A 1,571-nucleotide genomic window follows, 5' to 3' on the forward strand; every position below is an offset into this window, starting at 1 on the left:
TCGAGAAAACAAAGTCATGTATCGAGATAGTGCATCCCATCTCAGTTCCAAAGGCAGCATTGCATCTCAATCGGAATTATTGAAGACAGTACAAGATTTGAAATTAAAAATGTCTCAGGTGAAGAAATAATTCAAACCTTAAAATACCGATCTATTTTAATTATCTGCTAGTTTGTTCTAATAGCTTAACAGCGGTATCTTGCCATTCCTGTCGTAGCTTATCATCTGTAGACTTTGTAGTTAAAGATCGACCGTTAAGTTCGGGATGTTTGGCATAAAATATCCGATCGACTTGCCGATAAAATTTAGCAGTAGGGATATTCGCCTGTTTTAACTTTTGATTCAAATCTTGTTGGCGTTGCTGGACGGATGCTTGCGGCTTGAAGGGATTGGGAACTGCATTTGTAATTCCAGCGGTGGCACTACCAATCTGTCTGTTGAATGCGCCAATCGGATCGATCGAACTCACCCATTTCACCAAGCCACTCACGAGCAAACAGGTAACAAAAATTCCGGACATCAGCTTGCTGACTTGCCATGCTGGTTTTTTCCACTCATTCGGATCTCTAGCTGGTAATTGAGTCGGTAATGTGGAGACTGGAGCTTTACTCTGGGGACTAATTTCGATCGTTTTGAGTTGCGAAATTTTATTCGCATGAGTAACTGGATTCACTTGGTTGACAATTAATGTCGGAGCAGAACTCTTTAGTGGTGGATGTTTAGAAGTAGCAGGTAAAACTGCCAAAACTTCCGCCGCCGATCGATAGCGATGTTGGGGATTGTGTTGCAATAATCGATCGATTATCGCGCCGAGTTCGGTGCTGAGCGTGACATATTTGCGCCATTCCCAGGTAGCTTCTGCTGGATTGTAGATGTTGCTGGCATCTTTGCCAGTCAGTAGAGTAAGTGCGGTTGCGCCGATGGCATATAAATCGCTTGCTGGCGATACTTTGCCGCGCATGATTTGTTCTTCTGGAGCGTAACCTTGCTTGCCGATCCGCGTTTCGACTTTGGCATTACTATAGCGAGACACAACTGTTGCAGCAATCTCTTTAACGCAGCCGAAGTCGATCAAAATTGGCAACTTATCTCGATCGCGATAGATAATATTATCAGGTGAAATATCGCGATGAATCACCCCGATTTTGTGAATATAATCGAGGACTGGTAATAAATCTCGGAAAAATTCAAGAATTTCAGCTTCACTAAAAACTTGCTGGTACCCGAGCCGATGATTTAACCTACCTAAATAAGTTTCACCCTCAATATACTCTTGCACTAATAATAAAGATTCCGACTGTCCCTCATTTACCCGTAATAGTTCTCTAAATGCGGGAATTTGCGGATGCTGGAGTTTATAGAGAATACCCGCTTCGCGCTCGAATAGTTCTTTGGCTTTGGCCAGTTCCACTTGTCCGCGTACTTGCGGTGCAAACTCTTTAAGCACGCATTTTTCGCCAAACTTATTGCGATCGATCGCCAAATAACTCCGCCCAAATCCCCCGCACCCGAGTTCGCGGACAATCTCATACCGATTGCCTAAGACATTACCAGGCGTAACTAAAGATGAC

Annotated in this window: 1 protein-coding gene; it reads right to left on the reverse strand. The window is 43.6% G+C overall.

Translation table 11 applies throughout. The features are described from left to right. Positions 1-160: 160 nt before the first annotated feature. On the reverse strand, positions 161-1,571 hold a 1,411-nt coding region (locus RMO84_RS03740; protein WP_310487121.1), incomplete at its 5' end, for a serine/threonine-protein kinase.

Origin of the sequence: Chamaesiphon sp. VAR_69_metabat_338 (genome assembly GCF_031423935.1) — a bacterium.
Classification (GTDB): Bacteria; Cyanobacteriota; Cyanobacteriia; order Cyanobacteriales; family Chamaesiphonaceae; genus Chamaesiphon.